General features: G+C 34.6%; 27 protein-coding genes and 4 pseudogenes. 27 read left to right on the top strand and 4 right to left on the bottom strand.

Annotated features, from left to right (window positions below; all coding sequences use genetic code 11):
• Positions 1–19: 19 nt before the first annotated feature.
• The gene (gene ilvA, locus Q3V31_RS02220; protein ID WP_329761901.1) at positions 20–1,282 is read left to right on the top strand and encodes a threonine ammonia-lyase IlvA; all 1,263 of its coding nucleotides are present in this window, start codon (positions 20–22) and stop codon (positions 1,280–1,282) included.
• An 87-nt stretch (positions 1,283–1,369) separates the two neighbouring features.
• On the opposite strand, the gene Q3V31_RS02215 is transcribed toward ilvA, so the two are convergent.
• On the bottom strand, positions 1,370–1,597 hold the full coding sequence (locus Q3V31_RS02215) for a hypothetical protein (protein ID WP_000916800.1): 228 nt from the start codon (positions 1,595–1,597) through the stop codon (positions 1,370–1,372).
• 52 nt (positions 1,598–1,649) lie between these two features.
• Entirely contained in the window at positions 1,650–2,753 is a 1,104-nt protein-coding gene (locus Q3V31_RS02210) for a CapA family protein (RefSeq protein WP_000854546.1), read from the bottom strand.
• Between the two features lie 233 nt (positions 2,754–2,986).
• On the opposite strand from Q3V31_RS02210, the gene Q3V31_RS02205 reads away from it, so the two are divergent.
• The 3 genes from Q3V31_RS02205 to Q3V31_RS02195 all read left to right on the top strand — a co-directional run bounded on the left by Q3V31_RS02205 (position 2,987) and on the right by Q3V31_RS02195 (position 5,918).
• Positions 2,987–3,706 (top strand): DUF554 domain-containing protein, encoded by a 720-nt coding sequence (locus Q3V31_RS02205; RefSeq protein ID WP_097871835.1) that lies wholly within the window; start codon positions 2,987–2,989, stop codon positions 3,704–3,706.
• Between the two features lie 14 nt (positions 3,707–3,720).
• Complete coding sequence (locus Q3V31_RS02200; protein WP_098219011.1) at positions 3,721–4,587, top strand: GNAT family N-acetyltransferase; 867 nt, start codon at positions 3,721–3,723, stop codon at positions 4,585–4,587.
• Between the two features lie 116 nt (positions 4,588–4,703).
• Entirely contained in the window at positions 4,704–5,918 is a 1,215-nt protein-coding gene (locus Q3V31_RS02195; protein ID WP_329761900.1) for a multidrug efflux MFS transporter, read from the top strand.
• Positions 5,919–5,970: 52 nt separating this feature from the next.
• Here the strand turns inward: Q3V31_RS02195 and Q3V31_RS02190 are convergent, their stop codons facing one another.
• A complete protein-coding gene (locus Q3V31_RS02190; RefSeq protein WP_329761899.1) occupies positions 5,971–6,732 on the bottom strand; it encodes a DODA-type extradiol aromatic ring-opening family dioxygenase in 762 nt (253 codons plus the stop codon).
• A gap of 204 nt (positions 6,733–6,936) precedes the next feature.
• Between Q3V31_RS02190 and Q3V31_RS02185 the strand changes: the two genes are divergently transcribed.
• The 21 genes and pseudogenes from Q3V31_RS02185 to Q3V31_RS02090 form a co-directional block, all read left to right on the top strand.
• Complete coding sequence (locus tag Q3V31_RS02185) at positions 6,937–7,860, top strand: alpha/beta hydrolase (protein ID WP_329761898.1); 924 nt, start codon at positions 6,937–6,939, stop codon at positions 7,858–7,860.
• A gap of 55 nt (positions 7,861–7,915) precedes the next feature.
• Positions 7,916–8,521 carry a pentapeptide repeat-containing protein gene (locus Q3V31_RS02180; RefSeq protein ID WP_329761897.1) on the top strand — a complete coding sequence of 202 codons (606 nt, stop codon included), beginning with the start codon at positions 7,916–7,918 and terminating at the stop codon, positions 8,519–8,521.
• Between the two features lie 81 nt (positions 8,522–8,602).
• Positions 8,603–9,247 (top strand): LytTR family DNA-binding domain-containing protein, encoded by a 645-nt coding sequence (locus Q3V31_RS02175; protein WP_000389700.1) that lies wholly within the window; start codon positions 8,603–8,605, stop codon positions 9,245–9,247.
• 127 nt (positions 9,248–9,374) lie between these two features.
• Complete coding sequence (gene scpC / locus Q3V31_RS02170) at positions 9,375–10,889, top strand: succinyl-CoA:acetate CoA-transferase ScpC (RefSeq protein WP_329761896.1); 1,515 nt, start codon at positions 9,375–9,377, stop codon at positions 10,887–10,889.
• Between the two features lie 231 nt (positions 10,890–11,120).
• Positions 11,121–11,564: a GNAT family N-acetyltransferase gene (locus tag Q3V31_RS02165; RefSeq protein WP_329761895.1), complete on the top strand. Its 444-nt coding sequence runs from the start codon at positions 11,121–11,123 to the stop codon at positions 11,562–11,564.
• Between the two features lie 27 nt (positions 11,565–11,591).
• The gene (locus Q3V31_RS02160; protein WP_000370949.1) at positions 11,592–11,951 is read left to right on the top strand and encodes a YunG family protein; all 360 of its coding nucleotides are present in this window, start codon (positions 11,592–11,594) and stop codon (positions 11,949–11,951) included.
• Positions 11,952–12,004: 53 nt separating this feature from the next.
• Positions 12,005–13,330: a bifunctional S-methyl-5'-thioadenosine deaminase/S-adenosylhomocysteine deaminase gene (locus Q3V31_RS02155; protein WP_002100099.1), complete on the top strand. Its 1,326-nt coding sequence runs from the start codon at positions 12,005–12,007 to the stop codon at positions 13,328–13,330.
• Between the two features lie 292 nt (positions 13,331–13,622).
• Positions 13,623–13,757 (top strand): hypothetical protein, encoded by a 135-nt coding sequence (locus tag Q3V31_RS02150; RefSeq protein WP_002075431.1) that lies wholly within the window; start codon positions 13,623–13,625, stop codon positions 13,755–13,757.
• Positions 13,754–14,030 (top strand): annotated as a pseudogene (locus Q3V31_RS02145) (phage holin family protein); the annotation flags it as partial. The gene Q3V31_RS02150 and the pseudogene Q3V31_RS02145, both read left to right, overlap by 4 nt.
• A pseudogene (locus Q3V31_RS02140) lies at positions 14,030–14,539 on the top strand (N-acetylmuramoyl-L-alanine amidase); the annotation flags it as partial. The pseudogenes Q3V31_RS02145 and Q3V31_RS02140, both read left to right, overlap by 1 nt.
• A gap of 99 nt (positions 14,540–14,638) precedes the next feature.
• Positions 14,639–14,803 carry an N-acetylmuramoyl-L-alanine amidase C-terminal domain-containing protein gene (locus tag Q3V31_RS30945; protein WP_369811979.1) on the top strand — a complete coding sequence of 55 codons (165 nt, stop codon included), beginning with the start codon at positions 14,639–14,641 and terminating at the stop codon, positions 14,801–14,803.
• Positions 14,804–14,972: 169 nt separating this feature from the next.
• A pseudogene (locus Q3V31_RS02135) lies at positions 14,973–15,227 on the top strand (replication-relaxation family protein); the annotation flags it as partial.
• A gap of 182 nt (positions 15,228–15,409) precedes the next feature.
• Positions 15,410–17,038, top strand: coding sequence for a peptide ABC transporter substrate-binding protein (locus tag Q3V31_RS02130; RefSeq protein ID WP_097871845.1), 1,629 nt, complete (start codon positions 15,410–15,412; stop codon positions 17,036–17,038).
• A gap of 466 nt (positions 17,039–17,504) precedes the next feature.
• Positions 17,505–18,290 (top strand): ABC transporter ATP-binding protein, encoded by a 786-nt coding sequence (locus tag Q3V31_RS02125; RefSeq protein ID WP_329761894.1) that lies wholly within the window; start codon positions 17,505–17,507, stop codon positions 18,288–18,290.
• A gap of 130 nt (positions 18,291–18,420) precedes the next feature.
• Positions 18,421–19,206 (top strand): WXG100 family type VII secretion target, encoded by a 786-nt coding sequence (locus tag Q3V31_RS02120; RefSeq protein WP_329761893.1) that lies wholly within the window; start codon positions 18,421–18,423, stop codon positions 19,204–19,206.
• 14 nt (positions 19,207–19,220) lie between these two features.
• Positions 19,221–19,430, top strand: coding sequence for a hypothetical protein (locus Q3V31_RS02115; RefSeq protein ID WP_001036913.1), 210 nt, complete (start codon positions 19,221–19,223; stop codon positions 19,428–19,430).
• A gap of 1 nt (position 19,431) precedes the next feature.
• Positions 19,432–19,716: a DUF4176 domain-containing protein gene (locus Q3V31_RS02110; RefSeq protein ID WP_000531358.1), complete on the top strand. Its 285-nt coding sequence runs from the start codon at positions 19,432–19,434 to the stop codon at positions 19,714–19,716.
• A gap of 77 nt (positions 19,717–19,793) precedes the next feature.
• A complete protein-coding gene (locus Q3V31_RS02105) occupies positions 19,794–20,174 on the top strand; it encodes a BA_1872 family lipoprotein (RefSeq protein ID WP_097871849.1) in 381 nt (126 codons plus the stop codon).
• A 26-nt stretch (positions 20,175–20,200) separates the two neighbouring features.
• Positions 20,201–20,416 carry a hypothetical protein gene (locus Q3V31_RS02100; RefSeq protein ID WP_165615084.1) on the top strand — a complete coding sequence of 72 codons (216 nt, stop codon included), beginning with the start codon at positions 20,201–20,203 and terminating at the stop codon, positions 20,414–20,416.
• Positions 20,417–20,499: 83 nt separating this feature from the next.
• Positions 20,500–22,545, top strand: coding sequence for a class I SAM-dependent methyltransferase (locus Q3V31_RS02095; RefSeq protein ID WP_329761892.1), 2,046 nt, complete (start codon positions 20,500–20,502; stop codon positions 22,543–22,545).
• Between the two features lie 81 nt (positions 22,546–22,626).
• Positions 22,627–22,886, top strand: a pseudogene (locus Q3V31_RS02090) (SPASM domain-containing protein); the annotation flags it as partial.
• 163 nt (positions 22,887–23,049) lie between these two features.
• Here the strand turns inward: Q3V31_RS02090 and Q3V31_RS02085 are convergent.
• On the bottom strand, positions 23,050–23,580 hold the full coding sequence (locus Q3V31_RS02085) for a GNAT family N-acetyltransferase (protein WP_000483990.1): 531 nt from the start codon (positions 23,578–23,580) through the stop codon (positions 23,050–23,052).
• A gap of 143 nt (positions 23,581–23,723) precedes the next feature.
• Here Q3V31_RS02085 and Q3V31_RS02080 point away from each other — a divergent pair, with 143 nt between their 5' ends.
• Together Q3V31_RS02080 and Q3V31_RS02075 are read left to right on the top strand one after the other, a co-directional pair.
• A complete protein-coding gene (locus Q3V31_RS02080; protein ID WP_097871853.1) occupies positions 23,724–24,422 on the top strand; it encodes a response regulator transcription factor in 699 nt (232 codons plus the stop codon).
• Complete coding sequence (locus Q3V31_RS02075) at positions 24,412–25,479, top strand: sensor histidine kinase (RefSeq protein ID WP_130783381.1); 1,068 nt, start codon at positions 24,412–24,414, stop codon at positions 25,477–25,479. The genes Q3V31_RS02080 and Q3V31_RS02075 overlap by 11 nt, the downstream gene beginning before the upstream one ends.
• The last annotated feature ends 43 nt before the right edge of the window (positions 25,480–25,522 follow it).

Genomic DNA, 25,522 nt, shown 5'->3' with positions numbered 1-25,522 from the left:
GAGATAAGGATGATATGAAATGGTGCAGAAGGTAAAGGAGAGAGTGAAAATTGAAGATATCTTAATGGCTCATAATTGCATGAAAGATATCGTTATTAAAACGCCGTTACAACGGGATACAGTTTTATCTGAGAAATACGACTGTGACGTATATGTGAAACGAGAAGACTTACAATTGATTCGATCTTTCAAAATTCGTGGTGCGTATAATTTGATTCAAAGTTTACCGAAAGAAAAGTTACAAAATGGTGTTGTTTGTGCAAGTGCTGGTAATCATGCGCAAGGTGTAGCTTATACGTGTAATTTATTGAAGATTCCGTCAAATATTTTTATGCCTACAACGACACCTAAGCAAAAAGTATCACAAGTCCAATTTTTCGGTGGTGATTTCGCAGAGATTGTATTAGTTGGTGATACATTTGATAGCTCGTTCCAAGAAGCACAGCGCTATTGTGATGAAAATAAGATGACATTTGTTCATCCGTTTGATGACCCGTATGTCGTTGCTGGTCAAGGAACAGTGGCGGTTGAAATTATGCATGATATGGAGAAACCAGTTGATTATATCTTTACAGCAATCGGCGGTGGTGGGTTAGCATCAGGTGTTGGTACATATGTGAAAGGTGTTAGTCCTGCTACAAAGGTCATTGGTGTAGAACCGATGGGGGCTGCATCTATGAAGGAGGCTTTTCTTCAAAATGAAAATGTGGCATTGGAGAAAATAGATAGTTTTGTTGATGGGGCAGCGGTTAAAAAGGTAGGGAAGTTAACATTTGAAACTTGTAAAGATGTAATTGATGATATTGTTTTAGTACCAGAGGGAAAGGTTTGTACGACGATTTTAGAACTGTATAAGAAAAATGCAATTGTAGCTGAACCCGCTGGTGCGCTTTCAATTGCAGCGCTTGATCTTTACAGAGATGAAATAAAAGGGAAAACAGTTGTATGTACGCTAAGTGGTGGAAATAATGATATTGATAGAATGCAAGAAATGAAAGAACGTTCTCTCATTTATGAAGGATTAAAGCATTACTTCATCATTGAATTCCCACAGCGTTCAGGAGCACTAAGAGAGTTTCTTGATAAGGGATTAGGCCCAGAAGATGATATTACACGATTTGAGTACATTAAGAAACATAATAAAGAAAATGGTCCAGCGCTAGTCGGTGTAGAATTAAAACATAAAGAAGATTACGACCAATTAATTAGTCGTTTTAAAGAAAATGATATTCAATTTGTGGAGCTTAATAAAAATCCTGTTTTGTTTGATTTACTTATTTAGTAGAAAAAAGTAAACATATGATTGTATTTGAAATGAAAAAAGATAGATACAAGCAGAGGAAATAGTGCTTGTTCTATCTTTTTATAGTTAAACTAAATACGCTCCATATTCAAGAAGGATAAAGCTAGTTAACCAAAAAAATATGGCAATACGAATGATTATGTACATTGTAAATTCAAAGGGAGAAAGTTTTCTCTCTCGTTTTATTTTTTTTAGTAGCCTAATAGAAAAAACTGAACATAAAAGCAGGATTGCTATAGATATTTTATATATGTTTTCTAACAGACTTACATTTTCTAATAAGTTTTTTAGCATGTTCATCACCTACCCTGTAATCTATATTACAGAGAAATGGCACTCGTGCTGTTTAGTTGCGTTTGTTTATTATTTTCCCTGTATCATCAATTTCTACATCAGTTGAAACTGCTTGTAAATATTGTAGAGCTTTTTTCTTTTCTTCCTCATTTACAGGAGAAACTTGGTTGTTGCGAATGATGTAAGGATTGAATGACATTTGGACATCATTTCCTTTAAAGGTTAAAGTTAAAACGCCAGTTTCGGCGCTTTTTCCATTCACATAACTTGGGAATAAAAAGTTCCCTAATGAGTAAGCGATAGGAACTTTATTATAATACTCAAACCCTTGTAACCAATGTGGATGACTGCCGACAATAGCGTCAGCTCCTGCTTCAACCATTTTAGGTACATATTGTTTTTGGTATTCTATTGGACGATTTGATTTTTCAACGCCCCAATGCATATAAACGATTACATAATCAGCATCTTTCTTTTGCTCTTGAATCGTTTTTGTTACAAGATCTAGATCATATCCGTTTGCAACACCAGGTTTATTGTCACCAGCTACCCAATTAAAGTTAGGCATAAAGCGTACAAAGGAAAGAAATTTAAACTTTTTTCCTTTTACAGTTAGTTCACGAGCGGTATAAGCATCTTCAGTATTTTTTCCGGCTCCAGTGTAAGGTAGTTTTAATTTTTCGACGTGAGAAATGGTGTCTAGTAGTCCATCTTGTCCATAATCAAGCGTATGGTTATTGCCAATATTGACAATATCATATCCAGTATTTTTTATTGCTTGTAGTGTGGATGGATCGCTTTTAATCCAAAATTGTTGTCCGGGTACTTTTTTTTCTCTCGTTGTAAATGCTGACTCTAAATTAATAAAAGAAATATCAGCTTTTGTTATTTCTTCTTTTACATGTTGGAATGGATAATCAGCCCCATTTTTTTCGATTACGGGACGTAATTGCCAATCGAACATTGTATCACCAGAGAAGGTGAGTGTGATTTCAGGCTCTTCTATTTTCTTTTCGCTTTTTGAAGCTGTTTTACTAGATTTGTTTTGCATATCAGGTTTGTCTTTCGCTTTTGAAATAAAAGAGTAGTTGATTAATAAAACAATTGGTGTAATGAAAAAGGCTATTAACAGAAATCGTTTTAGTAAAGTTTTCATATTTACCGTCCCTTTTGAGTTTATCCCGCAATTGAAAACTTCCTCAATTAAATTATCGATGAATCTAATAAAGGAAAGTTATCGGTCTATGTATCGTAACAAAAAAATTGCGGGTTATGTAGTAAAATTTGTTTATCAATATTCACAATATTAAGTTAACATATAGATAACCTGTAAATCAATGTATAAACCAAAATATAGAAATAAAGAATTCGAAGGGTGAAGAATGAGAAATGGTTATATTAGGAGCAGTTGTAAATGGGATTTGTATTATATTTGGTACTTTACTTGGTAAATTATTTAGTGCGATTCCAGAAAGTATGAAGGGAACAATTATGCATGCAATCGGTTTAGCGGTTACTGTACTTGGACTTCAAATGGCATTAAAAAGTGAAAATTTTCTTGTGGTCATACTAAGTTTAGTTATTGGTACGGTAATTGGAGAATGGCTACAATTAGAAGAAAGGTTAAAACTGTTAGGGGATTGGCTAGAAAATAAAGTTGGATCGAAAGGGAAAGGGAGCATATCAGAAGGCTTTGTAACAGCCACGCTTATTTTTGCAATTGGTGCGATGGGGATACTTGGTGCATTGGACAGTGGGATTCGCGGGAATCATGATATTTTATTTACAAAGGCGATTATCGATGGATTCATTTCTATTATATTAACGACAACTCTAGGAATTGGCGTAGTATTTTCAGCGATTCCAGTGATTTTATATGAGGGAGGAATTGCAGTTTTTGCAACACAAATTAATAGTTTTGTTCCAAAAGAATTAATGAATCAATTTATAGTGGAAATGACGGCTACTGGCGGTATTATGATATTCGCAATCGGATTAAACTTACTTGGATTTATTAAAATTAAAGTGGCAAATTTACTTCCAGGCATATTAATAGTTGGATTAATTGTTTCTATTATATATGGTTATGGTTTGATAATAAGTCATTAGGGGAAGGGATATAGATGGTGGAATTCCAATTTACAAAACGTGCATATAAAATATTGGAGATCGCAGCAGAAGAGGCTGAGTGTAGTAAAGGTATTATCCATCCAGTTCATCTATTTATAGGAGCTTGTAAGGAAGGTACTGGAGTTTGCGCGGAATTACATATGTATTTATTTCACACGGTGGGTATGGATTTTTTAGCAAAGATATCGTTACTCCAACAATATTATGCAAATGAAATAGAATACATAAATGTTGGGGAGTTTAAAGTTTCAAATAAGACGATAGAAGTTTTAAAAGTAGCGAGGAAACGGATGGAACGTTTTCAGCAAATATTAATAAATGAAGGGCATGTTTTATATGCAATTTTTCAAGGGGATACAGTTATTGATAAGGTTATAAGTGAAAAGATGAAAAAAGATGTATTGCAAATTACATCTGAACCAAGAGACTTGACGGTTGCATTAAAAAGATTTGATCCTATTTGTAATAGTTTAAGCTGTAATATTAGAAAAGCGATCTCTTCTGATTTTGAAAAGTTGGCACGTTTTGTTAAGGATGAATTTGGTGAGCGTTGGTCAAAATCTTTAGATTATGGATTTCGGACATATAAAGAAGAGTTACCTATTTTTATTGCTGAACAAGGAGGAGAAATCATTGGTTTCGCTTGTTATGACGTTGTGAGAGGAAAGAAAGGGCTGTTTGGCCCGATGGGTACAGCGAAACATAATCGTGTGAACGGTGTTGGGAAGATGTTATTGAATCATTGTTTATATAACATGAAGAAAAGCGGATATGAGTATGCAATTATAGGACAAGCAGGTCCGATTGAGTTTTACGAGCGATGCTGTAATGCACGTTTAATACCCATAGGAGATAATTAACGCTATCCCTTTGCAAAGAATGCAAAGGGATAGCGTTTTATTATGTATAAAGCAAATTACTAAACTTTTTCTAGAAAACGGTGTAGAATGGGTATCGAATGAAAGAAGGTGTGAAAATGGCCAGCTGGAAACGAAATTTAATGATTTGTTGGCTAGGTTGTTTTACCACTGCAGCCGGTATGAGTTTAGTAATTCCTTTTTTATCTTTTTATATTGAGGAATTAGGGGTGACCGGCACTTCTAGTATTGCACAGTGGTCGGGACTTGCATTTGGAGTGACATTTTTAATGGGTGCGATCGTATCACCAATATGGGGCAAGCTTGGTGATATACATGGACGGAAATTGATGCTTATACGTGCGAGCCTTGGTATGGCGATAATTATGACGCTTATGGGGTATGTGACGGACGTGTATCAACTAGTCGCACTTCGGTTTTTAATGGGAGCGGTATCAGGTTTCCTTTCTACAGCGATGACATTTATTGCTGCAGAAACTCCGCAAGAACATTCAGGGTGGGCAATTTCTACAATCTCAACTGGAGGCGTGAGTGGTTCATTACTTGGGCCGATACTCGGAGGTTATTTGTCAGAGTTAATCGGAATGCGCCATGTTTTTTTAGTTACAGGAGCTTTCTTATTCCTTTCCTTTCTCATCGTCTTTTTCTTCTTACATGAAGAGAATCATTCTGCTAAAGCAAAAAAGGCACAGCCGAAAAAAGTATGGACGATGGTCCCGGCAAAACATTTAATAATAAGTTTATTTGTAGCAACGTTTATTATTCAGCTTGCAAATATGTCAATTCAACCTATTATTACGTTGTACGTAAAGCATTTGGCAGGACCAGGAACAGATCATATTGAAATGCTTGCAGGTGCAGTTATGTCTGCAACAGGTTTAGCAGTTATTTTAGCAGCACCAAGACTAGGAAGATTATCAGATCAAATCGGTCCTCAAAAAACGTTAGTTGTGGCGTTGTTTGCTGCAGGAATTATTTTTATTCCGCAAGCATTTGTAACCTCAGCTTGGCAACTATTAATTCTTCGATTTTTATTAGGTATCGCACAAGCAGGATTATTACCTTCCGTACAAACTCTACTAAAACAACATACACCAACCCATGTTACGGGACGAATATTTGGATATAATCAATCGTTTCAGTTTTTAGGAAATATGATTGGACCAGTACTTGGTGGGCAAATTGCAGCTCATGCAGGCTTCCAATATGTTTTCCTCTCTACATCATCATTATTATTTATTGCGTGCATTTGGGTTTATTTTCACAATAAGAACGAAGAAGTATCAGAGAAACGACATTTGGAAGTTAGTTAACTAAGTGAATAAAAAAGAAAAGGATGAAGCAACGATTGCTTCATCCTTTTCTTTAAAATTGGAGACAAAGATAACTTAATGTACCAAGCTCGTAACTGCGGTGAATGACTTCACCGTTATTTTCACCACTTCCCATAGCGATAAATAAAGGAACAAAATGCTCTGCTCTTGGTACTGCTAGTTGTGCATGAGGGGCATTTTTCTCCCAATTAAATAATGCATCTTTATCAGTAGTCTGCATATGTTTAATAATCCAATCATCAAATTCAATTGCCCATTGTTCAGGTGTAGTTTGATTCCATTTCAAAGCTCGTAAGTTATGAACGGTAACACCGCTCCCGATTACTAAAATATCTTCTTGTCCAAGTCCTTTTAGTGCTTCTCCAATTTCAAATTGTTCTTTTGCAGGAAGGAATGGATTGACTGATATTTGTACGACAGGAATATTTGCTTCTGGATACATGCGGTGCAGAAGTGTCCATGAACCATGATCTAACCCTCTCGTCATATTATGATGGACTGGAATGCCTTTATTTTTAAATTTTGTTGCTAGCATAGATGCAATGCTAGAAGAGCCTTTCGCACGATATTTGATTTCGTATAATTCAGGAGGAAAACCTCCGAAATCATAAATTGTTTCATATTCTTCATCTGAAGAGGAAATCGTTAATACTTCACTTTCCCAGTGAGCGGTAAAAATAACAATAGCTTTCGGTTTATATGTTTCTCCAAGTGTTTTTAAAAAACTTGTATATTCTGTATCTTGAATAGCAAGCATCGGTGATCCGTGTGCTAAAAATAATGATGGCATCATAATAGAAACCTCCCAAAAATATAATAATTACTTTATGTAAGTAACTATATAATTTTATTGTTGATTCGTCAACATTATAGTTTAAAAGCTAATTGGAAAAGTGCGTCATTTGTCATAATGAAAGCAATTGCATATAATACATAATAAGGATAATGAATGGATATTCATTTTTTGAGATACATAATAGAGTTGGGGGCTGACGAAATGAACGTACAGGAAAGTTTCGTTACGGCATTGGATGGATCGGAAATTTATTTACGTAAGTGGTTACCAGAAGGAGATCCGCGAGGGATTATTCAAATTGCACATGGTATGACAGAACATGCAGGTGTTTATACAGACTTTATTGCTGCTTTATTAGAAGCAGGATATGGTGTTTATGCTCATGATCATAAAGGGCATGGGAAAACAGTAAAAAGAGAAGAAGACTATGGTCATTTCGAACCAAATATAGGTTGGAATCAGGCTGTGTCTGATGTGATTTTTGTTTCGAAAATGATAAAAGAAGAGCAGACAAGTCCATTATTTTTACTTGGACATAGTATGGGTTCTTTTTTATCAAGACGTGCTGTACAACTTAAAGGTGAACTATATGAGGGATTTCTTATTTCAGGAACTGGTGGAAATCCAGGGCTTTTAGGAAGTATCGGTCATAAAGTAGCGACAATTGAGATGAAATTACGCGGGGCAAAAACGAAAAGTCCGATGCTAAACTTTTTATCTTTCGGAAATTTCAACTCACACTTTAAGCCAAATCGTACGAAATTTGATTGGTTATCTTCAGATAATAATCAAGTTGATAAATATATTGCGGATCCGTTATGTGGATTTATTTGTACAACAAGCTTTTATCGCGAATTGTTTTCCGGTGTATTAGAAGTAAATAACCTAGAAGAGTACAAGAAGACGCCAAACAATCTTCCAATACATATATTCTCTGGTGATCGTGATCCTGTTGGAGATATGGGAAAAGGTGTAACGGAAGTTTATGAAAACTATAAAAAATGTGGTGTGAAAGACGTGACACTACGTTTATATGAAAATGGTAGACATGAAATGTTCCATGAAGTGAATAGAGATGAAGTGTTTAAAGATTTGATTTCTTGGTTAGATAGACATATTGTATGAGAAGAAACCTCACTTTTTTGAAGTGAGGTTTCTTTGAGGAAATGGAGGAAAGATTATGAGCGGATTTGTAAATAAAGAATATATAGAAATAGATTTTCAATATGAATTGATTAAAGAAGAGGAACTAAAAAATTGTACCTTCATAAAATGCCGTTTTAGAGGGATAGACGCATCAGAAGTTTTTACTAAAAACTGTAATTTTATAGAATGTGATTTTACTGGTTCTCTTTTAAATGCTTCTATCCATCAAGGAACTACATTTGCAAATTGTAAGTTTGTGGGTGCGAATTTGTTCGTCTCTAAGTTTGAAGAATGTAAAATGACGGGCTCCGATTTTGAAGAAGCGAATTTAGACGGAATAACAATAATATCGGGTGATTGGTCATATACAAATTTAAGGTTCGCGAACTTAAGTAAACAAATGTTAAAGGGTATACGTTTAATTGAAGCTGACCTATATGAATGTAATTTAGAAAAAGCAGATTTACGTGAAGCGGATTTAACAGGTGCACAATTAGGTAAGGCGAAACTTAGTGGTGCAGATTTAAAAGGAGCGATAGTTGATAGAATTGATTTTAAAAGTTTCGATTTGAAAAATGTGAAATTAGACATAGCGCAGGCAGCTGCAGTAGCAAGATGTTATGGAGCTAAGGTGAACTAAATTGTTTGTAAAACCGTTCAAATTGCTGAACGGTTTTACAAATCATAATAATAGTATAATAGTGAATGAGGTGTTAATAATATGGAAGATAAAACATTAGGTATACTACTAGATGTTGTTGGGGAATTATTTTCAGATGAAATATCAATCGCCGTTTCGAATACGAAAGAATATATTTACTATCGGCCAAGTAAACGAATTGATTTAAAGATTAGCGCCGGTGATCCTATAAAGGAAGGGACGATTGCTCATAAAGCAATGGTAACGAAGCAAAAAGCCTCTGAGTTTATTAACCGGGATGTTTTTGGTATTCCTTATCATGGAATGGCCGTACCATTTTCAAATAATGGAAAGATTGAAGGTTGCGTGACGGCAATTTATCCCGCTTTAACGGATGGTAAGTCAGTCGTTACTTTAAAAACAACAGACGGATGGGTTCCGGTTCCTTTTTCAAAGGTGATGTATTTAGAGGCTAAAGATAAAAAGACGTATGTGAATTCAGAAGAGTTAACAGGAACACATAAGTACTCTCTACAAGAATTCGAATATTTGCTTCCGAAAGATTCATTTATTAGATGCCACCGTTCCTTTATTGTAAATGTTAATCATATTAAAGCGATTTATCCTGATACCCATTCTACTTTTTTACTTTCTATGGATAACGGAGAGAGGGTACCAGTTAGTCAATCGTATGCTAGCTATTTTCGTAAGCTTCTAGGATTCTAGATTTTTCTGCTTTGGAACCTAGATCCGCTGTTTTATCTGAATTTTCGGCATTGTATACTAAAATCCCTATTTTGATAGTGTTAATGTGTAAAATAATTATAAATATTCATTAAGAGAGGGATTACATATGGAGAATAATTTGGATAGAATCAGGGATCAACGTTTAAAAAATCGGGTAGTTACACCTGAAGAAGCAGCTTCATGGATTCAAAGTGGAATGACTTTAGGATTAAGTGGATTTACACGTGCTGGGGATGTAAAAGCAGTCCCATTTGCGCTAGTGAACCAAGTTAAAGATGATAAATCTTTTAAAGTAAATGTTTATACTGGAGCTTCCTTAGGTTCGGATGTAGATAAATTATTTGCTGAGGCAGGAATTTTAGGGAAAAGGTTGCCTTTCCAAGCCGATGCGACTATGCGAAAAGGAATTAATAACGGAGACTTTTTATTTGTGGATCAGCACTTGTCTCATACAGCAGAGTTACTCCGTGCTGACGTTATGGATATAGATTTCGCTATTTTGGAAGCGGTTGCGATTACCGAAGACGGAATGATTATTCCAACCACTTCAATTGGAAATTCCTTAGCATTTTCCCTAAATGCTAAGTCCATTATTATTGAAATGAATATGGCTCAATCCGCACAACTAGAGGGGCTACATGATTTATATGAACCAGGTAAACAAGGAGAGAGACTTCCAATTCCGCTCGTAAAAACGGATGATCGAATTGGAACGATCGGTATTCCGATTGATGCTGAAAAAGTGAAGGGAATTGTGTTTACGAATCAATTGGATTCGCCATCGACAATTGTTCCTCCAGATGAAGAAACTGTTATTATGGCACAACATTTAATAGAGTTCCTTCGAAAAGAAGTCAAAATAGGCCGATTAACAAATCGTTTAGCGCCGTTACAATCGGGAATTGGTTCAGTGGCCAATGCAGTTCTTCATGGAATGTTAGATTCGGAATTTGAAGATTTAGAAGTGTATTCCGAGGTTTTACAAGACGCGGTCTTCGATCTTATGGATGCTGGGAAAGTCAATTTTGCTTCCTGCTGCTCCATCACGCTTTCTGAAGAGAAAATGCAACAAGTATTTTCTAACTTTCAAAAATATCGTGACAAATTAATGATGCGCCCGCAAGAGATTTCTAATCATCCTGAAATCATTCGCCGCCTTGGATTAATCTCTATTAATACTGCTTTAGAATTAGATATATACGGAAATGTTAACTCTACTCATGTTTTAGGTACAAAAATGATGAACGGTATCGGTGGTTCTGGTGATTTTGCGAGAAATGCACGTCTAGCTATCTTTGTTACTAAATCGATAGCAAAAGGTGGTAACATTTCAAGTATTGTTCCTTTCGTTTCTCATGTAGACCATACGGAACATGATGTAGATGTTATCGTCACTGAACAGGGGTATGCTGACTTAAGAGGACTTGCGCCAAGAGAAAGAGTGGAACTTATTATTGAGAATTGCGTACATCCAATGTATCGTGACCAGCTAAGAGCTTATTTCGAAGAAGCACAAACAAGAGGTGGACAAACTCCTCATGTGTTAGAAAAAGCTTTTTCTTGGCACACGAATTATGCTAAAAATGGAACAATGCTTGAAGCGGTAGTAGAAACTGTATAGGTGTGTATTATAGGAGTAGTAAAACAAATAATTCTTAATATAATATGCCATTATAGGTTAAAAGAAAAAGAGCGCCAATTTTCAGGAATGGCGTTCTTTTTCTTTTTAAAAATTGTTACCTATAATAAAGATTTACAAAAATAATCTCTAATCTATGAAAATAAAAGGTTTTTCAAATTATTTTTCGAATCATTTTTATAGTTTACATATCGAAGGTGAGGAGAAAGAATCATGAAGATAAGAAAAGCGTTATTAAGTGAAGCGAATGAATTAAGTGAACTCGCACTACATTCAAAAGCAACGTGGAACTATAGTGAAGAATTCATACTTGCTTGTAAGGAAGATTTAACAATTACAGAAGAGTACATAAAAAATAATTTTGTATATGTTTTAGAAAACGATAATACGAAGATTGGATTTTTCTCATTTTTACGTAATGACAATGCTCTCGATTTTCTATACATGCATCTTAGTTACAAAGGGAAAGGGTACGGGAAAATACTTTGGGAGTTTGTAATAGAGCAAGCAGAGGGACTAGGAATAAAAAGTTTTACAATTGATAGTGATCCAAATGCAAAAGGGTTTTACTTGAAGATGGGAGCAAAGTTAATCGGAGAGACACCATCAACGGTTTTTAAGGATCGTTTACTGCCTCTTTTGAAATATGATGTGTAAAACTATTAATAGTAGGAGAAGCTGAAAATGGATAATGTAAAGGGAAAAAGAATATATGAAGCACTAATAAAATCGTGGTCAATTGAAACAAGTTCAAAGTGGACGAGCGAAAATCCGGCAAAGGGACAATGTGGTGTAACGGCTCTAGTTGTTCAAGACTTATACGGAGGAGAGATTAAAAAAACGAAAGTAGGAGAAGTATGGCATTTTTATAACCTTATAGATGGAAAGGTGTTTGATTTTACAGAGACACAATTTAATGAAAAATTGAATTATATGGATGAGAAATCAAATCGGGAAGAAGCATTTGCAGATACAAATGAAAAACAATATAGCATTTTAAAGGAAAAGACAACGAAAGAATTAAAATTATCTTTTGACTCTTAATCTTTAATAAGTTACTATAATGGTGGTAACTTATTAAAGGGAACTTCATAGAGTTGAAAGGGGAAATACTTTTGAAAACAACTTATGTAAACGCTACAATTGCAACGATGAATGAACAAAATGAAGTGATAGAAAATGGATATATCATTGTAGAAAATGATCAAATTATAGATATAAATAGCGGAGAATTCGCTAATGATTTTGAAGTAGATGAAGTAATTGACATGAAAGGAAAGTGGGTTTTACCAGGACTTGTCAATACACATACACATGTTGTTATGAGCCTTTTGAGAGGTATCGGAGATGATATGTTATTGCAGCCATGGCTTGAGACGAGAATTTGGCCACTTGAAAGTCAGTTTACGCCAGAGCTAGCGGTCGCTAGCACGGAATTAGGATTACTTGAAATGGTGAAAAGTGGTACAACATCATTCTCTGACATGTTTAATCCAATTGGAGTAGATCAAGACGCAATTATGGAAACGGTATCAAGGAGTGGGATGCGAGCTGCTGTTTCAAGAACTTTATTTAGCTTCGGAACGAAAGAAGACGAAAAGAAAGCGATTGAGGAAGCTGAGAAATATGTGAAGCGTTATTATAACGAAAGTGGCATGTTAACTACGATGGTTGCACCACATAGTCCATATACATGTTCTACAGAATTGTTAGAAGAGTGTGCACGTATTGCCGTAGAAAATCAAACGATGGTTCATATTCACCTTTCGGAAACAGAGCGTGAAGTACGTGATATTGAAGCACAGTACGGAAAACGTCCAGTAGAATATGCAGCAAGTTGCGGGTTGTTTAAACGCCCAACAGTTATTGCGCACGGTGTAGTATTAAATGAAAATGAGCGTACTTTCTTAGCAGAACATGATGTTCGAGTAGCTCATAATCCAAATAGTAATTTAAAACTGGGATCTGGTATAGCGAATGTAAAAGCGATGCTAGAAGCAGGAATGAAAGTAGGAATTGCAACAGATAGTGTGGCATCTAACAACAATTTAGATATGTTTGAAGAAATGCGTATAGCAACTTTATTACAAAAAGGTATTCATCAAGACGCAACAGCATTACCAGTTGAAACAGCTCTTTCTCTTGCGACGAAAGGAGCAGCTGAAGTAATTGGGATGAAACAAACGGGATCACTTGAGGTTGGTAAGTGTGCTGATTTTATTACAATCGATCCATCGAATAAACCGCATTTACAACCAGCTGATGAAGTGTTATCACACCTTGTATATGCTGCTAGTGGAAAAGATATAAGCGATGTAATTATTAACGGAAAACGTGTCGTTTGGAATGGCGAATGTAAAACGTTAGATGAAGAGCGTATTATATTTGAAGCAAGTCGTTATAAACGTGGTTTACAAAGATAGGTATTTATATACCTTTTTGAGAAAGCTATCCTTTCTAGAAAATAGAATAGGGTAGCTTTTTTTATTGAACGAATAAACATTCAAAAGAATGTAACATTTTTCTGTTGGTATTTCTGCTGTAATATGTGCTGTATTAGGAGGTAGTATTACATCACTAAATTATGCAGACACTCCTTATTGGATAGTGATTAGTAATGTTAATAATATAATTCCTTACAACTATGGTATTTCGGGGTCTCGTATAGCAGTGTGGGAAGGACACGACCAGCCAATGTGTACAAGATATGCAAACATGACCGATGACGCAGATATCATTACTGTTTTCGGAGGTACAAATGATTACGGGAATACGGTTACACTTGGAACAATAAACAGTGTAGATACAGGTACTTTTGACGGAGCATTGAACGTCCTGTGTGCAGGTTAAAAAGTAAAGTTGGCTTCAAAGGCATCGCAAAAAGGCGGTGCTTTTTCTTTTGATCGGAGTGGCAACCCAATTAGATACAGCACTTGGAAGTAATAGTGCTATTCGTGAAGCGACAATTTTTTTATCGGAAATGAGTTGCTTTCACTTTTAGAAAACGCTGGTCGTATGGAAATTCCGCAACCTTCAGCACTAACGAATGTAGTTGAAATTTCAAGTGACAAGAGCAATAAGACAAGTTCTGAATATGATAATAAGAAAGGAGATGTTGAATAATGACTCGTTATAGTTTACACGGAGGGCACAACAGTATTGTACAAGGGGCTAATTCTGGAAATCGAAAAGAGCATATTATGGATCGTCAGGTGAAAGATGCGGTGGCAGCTAAGTTAAGAGCTTTAGGACACACAGTCTATGATGATACAGACGAAGTAGGCAGCACTCAAGCGCAAAATTTAAATAATATCGTTCGAAATAGTAATTCCCATAATGTGGATTTGGTTGTTTCTTTTCATCTTAATGCAAGTGATGGGAATGGGCAGGGTGTGGAAGTTCTGTATTATGATCAAAAAGACCTAGCGGCTAAAATCTCAGCTCAACTAGCAAAAGATATTGGATGGCGTGATCGTGGTGCGAAACAACGTACTGATTTAGCCGTATTGAATGGAACTAAAGCACCAGCTATTCTTATCGAATTAGGATTCATCGATAACGAATCCGACATGGCTAAATGGAATGTTGATAAAATCGCAAATTCTATCGTATATGCTCTAACGGGACAAACTGTTGGAGATGGTGGAGGAAACGGCGGTTCTAATGGTGGATATCAATATGTTAAGTCTGGTGAATTCGGGACAAACCATCTAAATGAAGCGATTCAAGCTATGGTTGAACGAGGAACAAAGGGGAAAGTTGTTGTTAATCCATTAACAGGTCTTGCTTATATCCAAACTGAGGTATTGCCTAATTCAGAACTAGATAAAATCACTTGGTGGATGGATACTCGACCAGGTGGTAAGTGGTGGTATGAATATATTAAAGTGAATTAATAATTTTTTAACAAAAGAATAGTTTGGTGACAAAAAATAAAAGCCGTTAATTACGGCTTTTATTTTTATTTTTGAGGATGAGCTATCTCCATTCTCTTTAATTCTTTTTTGTGTTCTTTCTTTATTTCATCTGGAATGATGATTTCAATGTTACCTCATATTTTTTTATATTCCTGATGTGAAATTTCGTGACGAAGAAGGGATACTTCATGGAGTCGAAGTAGATCGGTCACAGAAAATGAAAGTGAATGAAGAGAAGTTAAAAAAGTATGAAGAGTTCACACAAATATATAAGCAGAAATATAACGGGAAGATGCCAGTCATTCATTTCTTTACTGTCCCAAAATACAGAGGAAAGAAAATGGAAGAGTTAGCAGCTAAGTATGATGTGTTTGTGAAAGTGTATGTAATAGAAGAAATATAAAAAGCGCTAACAAGTTTGCAAACGAACTTGCTAACACCTATACGAAATAGACATAAAATATCGCTGATATGTTGCTAAATAAAATGAGAATAATTAACCACTAATAATGAATAATGGTTTATTATTATGGAAGTAACAAAATATAACGTTTTATAATATTTTATATTTAAGGAGCGCAATTCATGAAGCGAAAAAAGAGCCGTTTAATGGTAATGGCACTTGTTACATCTTTATTTTTAACAGCTTGTAATAATAAAGCGAATAAAAGTGATGTAGAAGCTAAAAAACAAGTGTTAAATGTAACAGTATCAGAAGAAATTCCTTCCCTTGATACTACGAAAACGATGGATGGTACATCAGCACACGTTATGCAAAACATATTTGAGGGATTGTATGTGCTAGATGATCAAGATAATCCAACTCCCGCTATAGCAAAATCTTTTGAAAGAAGTGAAGATGGTAAAAAATATACATTTGATTTGCGTAAAAATGCAAAGTGGTCTAATGGAGATTCAGTAACAGCAAATGATTTTATGTTTGCGTGGAGAAAAGCGGTAAGTGCTGAAACAGCGTCCCAATATGCATACATGCTGTTTTATATAAAAAATGCAAAAGAAATAAACAGAGGGACAATGCCTCTTGATGAACTCGGGGTTAAAGTCATAAATGATTATAAGTTAGAAGTGGAACTAGAACAGCCGATTCCATATTTCTTACAGTTGCTAGCCCTACCTATATACTTACCACAGCATGAATCATTTTTGAAAGAACAAGGGGGAAATTACGGGCTCGAACCTAGTAATCTCATATATAACGGCCCATTTGTATTAGAGAAGTGGAAGCATGAACAAGAGTTTCAATTAAAGAAGAATGCTACATATTGGGATGAAAAGAAAGTGAAATTAGACGAAATAAACTTTCAAATTGTAAAAGATACAATGACGGTTGTTAATTTATACGAAGCTGGTGATTTAGATCGAGTGCCTATTAATTCTCAATTTGTAGACAAGTATAAAGGCAGTAAGGAATTACATATGTCGAGCGATCCTGGAATTGCTATGCTTCGTTTTAATGAAAAAAATAAAGCGTTAGCAAATAAAAAGGTACGTCAATCTATTTCATTAGCGTTAAATAAAGATGATTTCGTCGCTCACTTTATTAATAACGGAGCAAAACCTGCAAGTGGGCTTGTACCGGCTGGTCATATAAATGAAGAGACTGGTAAAGATTTTAGAAAAGAAAACGGAGATCTTTCTCCATATGATTTGCAAAATGCGAAAAAGATTTGGGAAGAAGCGAAAAAAGAACTGGGAGTAGACGAAGTAAAACTTGAATTTTTAACATATGAACAAGATAATGCAAAACGTATGGCAGAATATATAAAAGGTGACTTAGAAAAGAATTTGCAAGGATTAACGATACAAATTAAACAACAGCCATTTAAGCAAAAATTACAGTTAGAACAAACAGGAGATTACGAAATATCTATGGCAAATTGGGGGCCGGACTATAAAGACCCAATTAGTTATTTAGAACTCTTTACGACGGATAATCCGAATAACAAAATGAATTATTCTAACCGTCACTATGATGAATTAATAAAGAAAGCGAAAAGCGATCTAGTACTAAATCAGAAGAAAAGATGGGAAGCATTGCAAGAGGTCGAGCGTATTCTGTTAGAGGATGCTGCGGTGGCACCGCTTTATCAAATGGGCTCAGCATACGTACAAAAGGATTATGTAAAAGGAATTGAGAAGCATCAATTTGGTGGCGTTTATACTTATAGGAATGCCTATATTGATAAGAAGTAAATAAAAAAACCTTACTTTTAAAAGTAAGGTTTTTTTTACAGAGTGCAGGGGAATCTTTTAGTGGTGTTCCCACCTTATAAAGGAGATAAATGAAAAATTGTAGTTATGTATTCATAAGAAATTGTAAAAAATTAGATCGAGCAATTTATTTAAGTAAAAAGAAGTTAGTAGTAAATGAAATTAAATAGTTAAAAAAAGCTGAATTCGCCCTTGATTCACATAATTTAAAAACGAAATATACGAATGTTATTCTATTCTTTGTAGGATTTTAATATTAGAAAAAGAAGAATAGAAATATAGCATACATGGAATAAGGGAATGCAGTACAGATCAGCATACAAGCATTTTCTTACTGTAACTATGCTTGTTTTTAATTATATAAAAAAAATATTAGATTATATATTTTGTCCTTGGTATACTTAAAAGGTAATTTGGGGTATTAAGATGAATTGATAGAGGTGTTTGTGTGGAATTATTTGAGTATTATAAAAAAAAGGGGAAGTTTAAGTGTCTGATTGGAATTGGGCTTTTTCTTTATGGATTAATTGGTATGTATAATACCTGGGGTAATATTAATTGGGGACCAGTAATTTTCATTATTATAGTTTCGTTTGTTGTTTTTGGTATTGGATTTTGGCAATTAAGAAAAGGGAATTTATTAAAAGAGAATATAGTTGAAAGCGGTTTAAATTTTTGGGATATCGATACTTACATTTTATTAGAATTGCCCGAAAGTAATAAGCATTTGGGTTTATATACTCCTGATGGGAAATATGTAGCAGGAACAAAGATGACTTCTTCAACATTACCTTTTTTTAAAAATAAACAAGTTTTTGGATTGGAAACAAATAATGGAGAAATACTTGCATATTTTCATAGTGAATCTGAAAATTATGATTGGGCTATTTATGATTCAAATTATAATTGTGTAGGTATGTTTAAAGAAAATATTGTACAGGGATTTGGAATGGTACGTGGTTCTTTAATGAATGAAAAAGAGATAAAACTTTCTGAGATTGAAGTGGAATTTGACTTTTTTGAAACGTCTTTTCGTACAACGGATAATCGTATATTAATAAACTGTAAAAGAGGATATATGCCTTTAGAATGGAGTGAAAGATTCGGATTAAATGTACCCATTATTAAATTAGGTAATAATATCTCTGATGCTGAAAAGATATTTGGTTTAGGGGTTCTTATCTATATTTTAGAGACAATTAAAGTAAGAAAAAGTAGAATTTTTAATGATTAGAATTAAATGTTTATGTTATAGAATTTATTGAATGTGTTATTAGGGGGATATAAATGGGGAATATACAAGTTAAACCGGAAGAATTGCAAAGAATTTTAAATATGCTAGGAATGTAGAATTAGATCGTCATTTGAATATTCAAGGGGAATTATTTAATCTTCAAATGAGATGGATTGGTGCATCAAGTTTAAGTTTTTATAATGATTTACCTAGAATGAATAAAGCACATGAATCTTTTCTTAATATATTAAAACAAATAGAAGATGAATTAATTCGTATAGCAGAGAAATTTGAAAAGGCTGATTTGGAATATTCACCTGAAAGTTCTAAAAATGACTCACTTTTGATGAATTCAAAATCAGCAGCTGAATTAGGTGTTGGAGTAGTTGTAAAAGGAATTGGTAATGTAGTCAATGGTAAAAAGTATGAAAATTCATTTGTAGAGGACAAGGGTTATGGTGGTTTATTTATTAAGGGTCTGACACTTGAAGCGGAGCCATTTGTAAGTTCTCGTACTTATGATAGATTTGATGTGAAAGATAAAGAAAAGAGGGAACAAACTTATGGACCTATGGTTGGTTTTACAGTAGCTCAAGCTGGAATAGAACAAGAGAATATTAGAGGATTTGGAGTAGGGGGTGAAGCTAAAGTAGCACTTGCTACTGCAGAGTTAGGTGCTCATGTAGAAAATGGGAATTTACATATAGGAGCTGAAGCTACCCTAGTAAAATATGAGAGTGCTATAAAAATTCCTCTTCCATTTTCTGATAAAAAATTACAAATTGGAGGATCGGCGTCACTTGGGACAGTCGGTGGATCTTTAGAAGCTGGAAAAAACGGAATAAAATTCCATGTGCCATTTGGTCCTGGTGTAGGTTTATGGGGATTTGGTGGAGAGTTTGCTATTAAAGAATAAAGGGGAAAATTAGTGTGAATAAGAAAGTAAAAATTTTAAAATATTTTATGATTATATTAGCTTGCATTGCAATTTTTGGGACAGTTTTACCTAATGCATTAGATCCAAATGAATCATTAGCAGGTAACATTTCAGTTGCAATATTCGGTACAATTGGAGCTTGTTTACTATTTTCTATTATTTATTTTATTGTAAAAAAAGCTATTTTAAGAGGTGCGAAATAAGATGGGACAAAATTTAGAGTTAGAATTACTTCCAATAGGTTCTGTTGTAATGTTTAAAGATTGGGAGCATCCATTAATGGTTTATGGAAGAAGACAGATGGATTCTGAAACAAAAAAAACATGGGATTATGTATGTTGTTATTTCCCTCATGGTAATATTTCTTCGGAGTACAATTTCTTTTTGAATCATGAAGATATCTCTAGTGTGTTACATCTCGGTTTTATTAATGAAACAGAATTAGAGTTTCAAAAATTATTTAAAAAAGAAATTGAAGAAAAGCAGTGATTCTTTTAAGCTGTTGGTGTTTTTGAAATAGTTAAAGAATGAATCTTAATTCATATACATAAAAAAGGGGAATTTCTATGAAATCATTACGTATATTTATGATTCTCACTCTTGTTGTATTGTTAAGCGCATGCAATACAGCAACACAAGTCACAAAGGTTCAAAAAAATGGCGAAACGACTTTGAAAATTGGTTCGTTGCAAGGGTATTACGATGTGCAAACGCTTAAAGCTGAAAAAGGAAATGTGGAAATTCCTTATGAAGCAGCCGTTGAAGAAGGTACGATTTTATTGCAAGTTACAAAAGATGATAAGGTTATTTATGAAGAAGAAGTCACTTCTCAAAAAGAAGGTCTGCTTTCTTTTGAAGCGCCAAAATCCGGATCATATGATTTAATTGTACGTGTGAAGGGTGAAAAAGAGAAAGCAAAAGAAATTCAAATACATACTAAGTTATGAAAAAACGGCAAGTGGAGTGCACCCGCTTGCCGTTTCCATTTTCAGTTGATTCTGTCACAATATATGTTCATCAATTTAAGAAGTGTTCCGCCGAAATTCCTGATGAAGCTAAAATAAGAGATGAACAAAAGAATGTGTTACAAACTTGGCATGTTAGTAACGAAATCGATAACTCTCTTTTACATGATAAAAAGACTGGATTTGATGCATTTGTATTTGAAAGAGATGTAGATGGTAAATAGCAAGTAGTAGCATTTAGGGGGACATAAGGTGATGATCTTTTTGGAGAAGGTGTCCCAGACCTTACTACAGATATTGATTATATATGGGGGTAAATAAGTTGAAAAACATTGAAGTTCTAAACAAATACATTGAAGGATTTTCTGATGCTCTCCCTACGTGGTTAAAGCATCTAATCGAGGCAGAGGAGATACATCAAAACTATGAGAATGTACAGGTACTCGGTGCATTAAAGACAGATGCGGTGTTGTACTATGTACACCGTACGCTGCAAGTGTTAGAGGGGTTGTCTTTAGATGAAGAAGCGTATCGCATTATTGAACAGGTATTAACGTATAGTGAGCTTGCAAAGGTAGGCTCTTTAAAACAGCGGGAGCAATGGAAGAAAAACGGGATAAACCTATTGGTACATAACGAGGGTTCTGCTGATATCTTTACTGATATTCAGTTTAGCGAACGTATAGAGACAAACTTAAATTCTACTGAGTATTTGTTTGTTCGAGATTTAATTAGAACACATGGATTAATCGGACAATATATCCGCGGGGAGGCTCGCTTAGACTCTCATGTTGATTTGATTAACACATATAAAGAAGAGTACGGAGACGTTAGGTTAAAGGAGATTCTATACTATCTTAATCAATGTATTATTGAGGGCGTATCAAAATCCTTGTGGAGTGAAGTAAAGGACGATGTGAAGATTACAATTGATGGTCTGTTTGATGGTTATGTGGAGCCATTTACTTCTCGCATACATAGACTCACGCCAAAAAATAAGGAGTCAGCATTTGAAAAAGATATAATTATGGGGAGCGAGAAGAGTGGCGTTCAACCCTTCTTATCTGATAAGGATTTGTGGTATGTAGAACCGTCTATGCATGCTCTTAGCTTCGAGGATATTTGGACAGTTTTTGTTATGTTAAAGAACGAGATAGGCACTGGAAAGGTTCAGCATATCCATTTCGAGACATTGATGCAGCAGTTGCACTATGATTTCAAAGGCGAGAAGAAGGACAACGTGTATCGTAAGCGGGTTATTGAGAAGTATCTACGGGAGTACCGTGAGAACGAGAAGCCGGATACAACGCATGTTTCTTTTGAGGCTAAAGTTGATGAAGATATGAAGACTGCGTACGTGTCGTTTCAGTTTTCTGCTGTAGGTGAGGCGTTAATTACCTTCTGTGTAGAGGCAGAAAAGATAGATATGATGCATGCTCGGGCAAATGTGCTGCTATTTGATTTCTTCGGGTTACGTAAGGATGCGTATGATAGATTCCATAACGAAGAAGTGTATCTGGAGCATATGAATAGTTCGGCTGATGATAAACGAATTATTCTTGATTATATAAAGGGAGATACGGTTGTAGATGTCGGAGCCGGTGGTGGTGTCATGCTAGATATGATCGAAGAAGAGACTGAGAACAAACGAATCTACGGTATCGATATTTCTGAAAACGTGATTGATACGTTGAAAAAGAAGAAGCAGAAAGAGGGTCGGTCTTGGGACGTCATTAAAGGGGATGCAATCAACTTAAGTAGCTCGTTTGATAAAGAATCGGTTGATACGATTGTATATTCTTCTATCCTTCATGAGCTGTTTTCTTATATCGAGTATGGAGGTAAGAAATTCAATCATGAAGTAATTAAAAAGGGGCTGCAAAGTGCCTACGAGGTGTTAAAGCCAGGGGGGCGTATTATCATTCGTGATGGCATCATGACCGAAGATAAAACGTTAATGCGTGTGATTCGTTTTAAAGATGCGGGCGGAATGAAGTTCTTAGAGCAGTATGTCCATGAATTTAAGGGGCGTATAATCCAGTATGAGGTACTTGCAGACAATACAGTCAAAATGCCTGTTAACGATGCGATGGAGTTCTTATATACGTATACCTGGGGCGAGGATTCCTTCGTTCATGAGGTGCAGGAGCAGTTTGGAATCTTTACACCAAACGACTATAAGGATTTCGTAAAGGGTATCTTTGGAGATAAAGTAAACATCGTTCAAGCTATGAACTATTTGCAGGATGGCTATACAAATCATCTTAGCGAGAAAATCGAATTTAAAGATGAGTCTGGGAATGCAGCTGCGCTACCGGATAGTACGTTCTTTATGGTTTTAGAAAAGAGGTAATGATGTTGAAAACTTTTAAAAATACATTTTTATTTGTTTTATGTTTAGTAGTTCTTAGTGGTCGTTTTACAAGAGAAGGAACTATTGCCGATTAAAACTGGGAATATTAGAACAACATCGCTAGCTGAAATTTATCGAAACTCCCCTGTTTTTCAAAACCTTCGTAATCCGGATAAGTATAAAGGAAAGTGCGGTGTTTGTGAGTTTCGATATGTTTGTGGGGATCTCGTTCTAGAGTATATGCGATGACGAGGTATTACATGGAAAGTGAACTTTTCTGTGTATACATTCCAAAAGCATTGCGAAAACAGAAAAAGAACGTAAAAACGGTACATGAGTAAGATTTTGCTCATGTACCGTTTTTTTTAGATTGTATAATGTATTGTACTTCGCATCAGTCGTACGATGATCTAAGAAATGAAAACCGTTCGTTTTTCCACCCCTCATTAAAAATCCACTACCTGAATCCGTTGTACTGATATGAGTTTTTACACATTAATTCTATTAAACCGATTTTAATAAAGAATAAAAATTCGTATCATATGGAATATCATCTTGATACATATAATTTTTTAGAACTCCTTCTTTTTCAAAACCTAATTTTAATAGCACTTTATTTGAAGCCTCGTTTTCAAGAAAGACAATTGCCCCGATACGTTTTAAATGGAGCGTATTGAAGCCGTAACCTATTATTTCAGAAACTGCCTCAGTAGCATATCCATTTCCCCAGTGTTCAGGCAAAAAGGCATAACTAATATTTGCTCGTTTATGTTCAGAAGACCAATCATGAAAACCAATTGTTCCAACGATTCCTTTCTTGTCTTTTAATTCGATGCCCCATTTTATACCGCGTCTTTCATTGTAACTCAACTTGAAATTGTTAAGGATTTGCTTTACTTGATCGAGATTTTGTAATGGTTTTTGGCCATAATGGCGCAGGACATCGGAATTAGAAAAGCAATCTAATATACTCGGCGCATCTTCTTCAGTAAGTTCTCTTAAAATAAGTCGCTCAGTTTTTAATATAGGGAACATGCCTTCACTCCTGTTCATATGAAACTAGAATGTATTTGTTATTGTACACTTTAATCTGAAAATAAAGATTATTCAAGGTATAATGATGATTTTAATTTATGTTAAAATTGATTGTGGAATATATTTCAAAAAGAGGTTTAGATATGGAGAAAAACTCAATTTTAATTGTAGATGATGATCGAGATATTATTCGATTCATTAACGTAAATTTAGAGCAAGAAGGTTTTACTGTTTTTAGTGCTGACAACGGAGAAGAGGCGTTAGAGGTATTGAATAATAATGATGTTCAACTTGCTATCCTTGATGTTATGATGCCTCAAATGGATGGGATTGAATTGTGTAGAAGGATAAGAGAGAAATATAGTTTGCCAATTATGTTTTTAAGCGCTAAATCATCAGATGTAGATAAAGTAATTGGATTTAGCACTGGGGCAGATGATTATATTGTGAAGCCGTTTAGTACAATTGAATTTATAGCAAGAGTGAAAGCTCAATTAAGAAGGTATACATATTTTAATCAAAATACCGTTCAAGTAATAGAAAAGAAAATAAACATTAGAGGTTTAGAAATAGATGAAGTGTCGAGAACAGTAATGTTATATGGAGAAACAATCAATCTTACGAAAACTGAATATGATATTTTGTGCTTAATGGCAGTTACGAGGAATCGTGTGTTCACTATTGAAGAAATATATGAGAGCGTTTGGAAAGAAAGGGCCCATGAAAGTAATAATACAGTAATGGTTCATATTGCAAGATTGAGAAATAAAATTGAAGAGAATTCAAAAGAGCCGAAGTTTATTCAAAATGTTTGGGGAGTCGGATATAAAATTGAAGATTAAATCATTACAAGGCATTAGAGCTAAGTTTTTTATCGCGTTCATATGTAGCATTTTGTTAGCAACTGTAAGTATAATAGCGTTTCAAATTGTAATTGGAAATATATATAGTCATGTTACTGCGTTAGAGGAAAAATATTCATTTTTATATTTAATAGCTTTTTTAATTTTTACTACAATATACTTTGCATTCATGACAAAAACAATGATGAAAAGATTATCTGAAATTAACAAGAGTGTGAAGGAAATAAGTAGTGGTAATTTGGAAATACATATACCTATTTCAAAAAATGACGAGATTGGTGAATTAGCAGCAAATGTTAATAGAATGGCCAAAAATTTAAAAGAGTCTATCGAGAATGAAAAAAAATCGCAGGAAATGAAAAATGAAATGATTAGTAATATTTCTCATGACTTACGAACACCTGTAACATCTCTAATAGGTTACGCGGACCTGTTAGGGAATCAGCTTCATTCAAATGGAGAAGAATGTGAACAGTATGTAAGTATATTAAAGCGAAAAAGTTATGAATTAAAAAATCAAGTAAATGGTTTATTAGAATATTGTCAAATAAATTATAGAGAGATTGAATTACATAAAAGTGTAGTAAATATGAAAGCATTCATTGAACAAATCATGATTGATTTTGTACCACAGCTAGATGATGCCGATATGAGCTTTTGTATTAAAGGTGATAAAGAGTTACATGTGGAAATTGATGTAGCGCTTATGGTGAGGCTATTCGAAAATGTAATTAGTAATAGTATTATGTACGGGAAAGACGGAAAAGAGATTTTAATTCAAGTTTCTAAAAGAGACATGAATGTTGAAGTAGAAATTACAAATTTTGGACAATGTATTCCGAAAGAGAACCTTACTTACGTTTTTGAGAAGTTTTATCGTGGTGAAAAATCACGTAGCTCTCATACGGGTGGAAAAGGAATGGGACTTGCAATTGCGAGAAGTATAGCGGAACTTCATAAAGGAGATATCACTGTACGTAGTAACGATAAAGAAACGGTTTTCACTATTGTTTTACCGCAGTATAAAGAAATGTAAGAAAGTCGTAAGTATTTCTTTTGTATGTCGTAATTTTCACTTC

The sequence above is a fragment of the Bacillus nitratireducens genome (assembly GCF_036320425.1).
GTDB classification, from domain to species: domain Bacteria; phylum Bacillota; class Bacilli; order Bacillales; family Bacillaceae_G; genus Bacillus_A; species Bacillus_A nitratireducens.
The sequence above is the reverse complement of the archived record's forward strand: the minus strand, read 5'-3'. Positions and strand labels throughout refer to the sequence as shown.

Excerpts from the sequence above, each read along its gene's own strand:
- ilvA (WP_329761901.1), top strand. The coding sequence starts at position 20 with ATGGTGCAGAAGGTAAAGGAGAGAGTGAAAATTGAAGATATCTTAATG.
- Q3V31_RS02215 (WP_000916800.1), bottom strand. The coding sequence starts at position 1,597 with ATGCTAAAAAACTTATTAGAAAATGTAAGTCTGTTAGAAAACATATAT.
- Q3V31_RS02210 (WP_000854546.1), bottom strand. The coding sequence starts at position 2,753 with ATGAAAACTTTACTAAAACGATTTCTGTTAATAGCCTTTTTCATTACA.
- Q3V31_RS02205 (WP_097871835.1), top strand. The coding sequence starts at position 2,987 with ATGGTTATATTAGGAGCAGTTGTAAATGGGATTTGTATTATATTTGGT.
- Q3V31_RS02200 (WP_098219011.1), top strand. The coding sequence starts at position 3,721 with ATGGTGGAATTCCAATTTACAAAACGTGCATATAAAATATTGGAGATC.
- Q3V31_RS02195 (WP_329761900.1), top strand. The coding sequence starts at position 4,704 with ATGGCCAGCTGGAAACGAAATTTAATGATTTGTTGGCTAGGTTGTTTT.
- Q3V31_RS02190 (WP_329761899.1), bottom strand. The coding sequence starts at position 6,732 with ATGATGCCATCATTATTTTTAGCACACGGATCACCGATGCTTGCTATT.
- Q3V31_RS02185 (WP_329761898.1), top strand. The coding sequence starts at position 6,937 with ATGAACGTACAGGAAAGTTTCGTTACGGCATTGGATGGATCGGAAATT.
- Q3V31_RS02180 (WP_329761897.1), top strand. The coding sequence starts at position 7,916 with ATGAGCGGATTTGTAAATAAAGAATATATAGAAATAGATTTTCAATAT.
- Q3V31_RS02175 (WP_000389700.1), top strand. The coding sequence starts at position 8,603 with ATGGAAGATAAAACATTAGGTATACTACTAGATGTTGTTGGGGAATTA.
- scpC (WP_329761896.1), top strand. The coding sequence starts at position 9,375 with ATGGAGAATAATTTGGATAGAATCAGGGATCAACGTTTAAAAAATCGG.
- Q3V31_RS02165 (WP_329761895.1), top strand. The coding sequence starts at position 11,121 with ATGAAGATAAGAAAAGCGTTATTAAGTGAAGCGAATGAATTAAGTGAA.
- Q3V31_RS02160 (WP_000370949.1), top strand. The coding sequence starts at position 11,592 with ATGGATAATGTAAAGGGAAAAAGAATATATGAAGCACTAATAAAATCG.
- Q3V31_RS02150 (WP_002075431.1), top strand. The coding sequence starts at position 13,623 with ATGACCGATGACGCAGATATCATTACTGTTTTCGGAGGTACAAATGAT.
- Q3V31_RS30945 (WP_369811979.1), top strand. The coding sequence starts at position 14,639 with ATGGTTGAACGAGGAACAAAGGGGAAAGTTGTTGTTAATCCATTAACA.
- Q3V31_RS02130 (WP_097871845.1), top strand. The coding sequence starts at position 15,410 with ATGAAGCGAAAAAAGAGCCGTTTAATGGTAATGGCACTTGTTACATCT.
- Q3V31_RS02110 (WP_000531358.1), top strand. The coding sequence starts at position 19,432 with ATGGGACAAAATTTAGAGTTAGAATTACTTCCAATAGGTTCTGTTGTA.
- Q3V31_RS02105 (WP_097871849.1), top strand. The coding sequence starts at position 19,794 with ATGAAATCATTACGTATATTTATGATTCTCACTCTTGTTGTATTGTTA.
- Q3V31_RS02095 (WP_329761892.1), top strand. The coding sequence starts at position 20,500 with ATGGGGGTAAATAAGTTGAAAAACATTGAAGTTCTAAACAAATACATT.
- Q3V31_RS02085 (WP_000483990.1), bottom strand. The coding sequence starts at position 23,580 with ATGTTCCCTATATTAAAAACTGAGCGACTTATTTTAAGAGAACTTACT.
- Q3V31_RS02080 (WP_097871853.1), top strand. The coding sequence starts at position 23,724 with ATGGAGAAAAACTCAATTTTAATTGTAGATGATGATCGAGATATTATT.